This window comes from Marinobacter sp. UBA2498, from assembly GCF_002341575.1.
Classification (GTDB): Bacteria; Pseudomonadota; Gammaproteobacteria; order Pseudomonadales; family Oleiphilaceae; genus Marinobacter; species Marinobacter manganoxydans.
Window position 1 is genome coordinate 1,440 of record NZ_DDOI01000066.1, and the last position, 642, is coordinate 2,081.

At 61.8% G+C, this 642-nt stretch carries 1 protein-coding gene; it reads left to right on the forward strand.

Annotated elements, in window-relative coordinates:
- A partial coding sequence (locus B2W52_RS09215; protein WP_476738522.1) for a TolC family protein occupies positions 1–642 on the forward strand: 642 nt, incomplete at both ends.

A 642-nucleotide genomic window follows, 5' to 3' on the forward strand; every position in this document is an offset into this window, starting at 1 on the left:
CGGCTTTATGCGAAGCGCCGCCGAAGCGCTGTACCAGCAACAAGTGTTGGACAAAACCGCCGAGGCGCTTGCCGCACTGGTGGAGTGGCATGCCGCCAACCGCGCCGCCGCCATTGCCCAAGCGCAACAGCAGCAACTTAACGCCTTGCTCGAACAGGTGGATAAGCGCCAGCAGGCAGGTGATCTGGGCAGCATCGATGCCGAACTCACCTTTCTGTCCCTGTCACAGCAGCTGGCTCAGGTTGCCGAGGCCGAAGCCGCGATACAGAAAGCCGAAATCCGGGTTCGCGAGCTGCTGCCCGCATGGGCGCCCACGCGAGGCGGCATTCCTGATGATTTCTGGCCCTCCCAGCCAGACTTGACCTCGGATCAGGAGTTACTGCAACACCCGGCCGTAGCCAGCGCCCACGCCCGCTGGCAGTCGCTGAAGGAGGAAGCTGAAGTGACACGGCGTACCGCCAAGGCGGAGCCCACCTTTGGCGTCAATTTCGGTCGTGATGGTGGAGAGAGCGTTGTCGGGCTGACCTTCTCCATCCCGTTGAATGTCCGCAACAACTTCAGTGCAGAAACTCGCGCCACCGAACGCATAGCGCTGGAGGCCGAGGCTCGTTTTCAGGCTATCTACCGCAAGCAGCGCTTTGA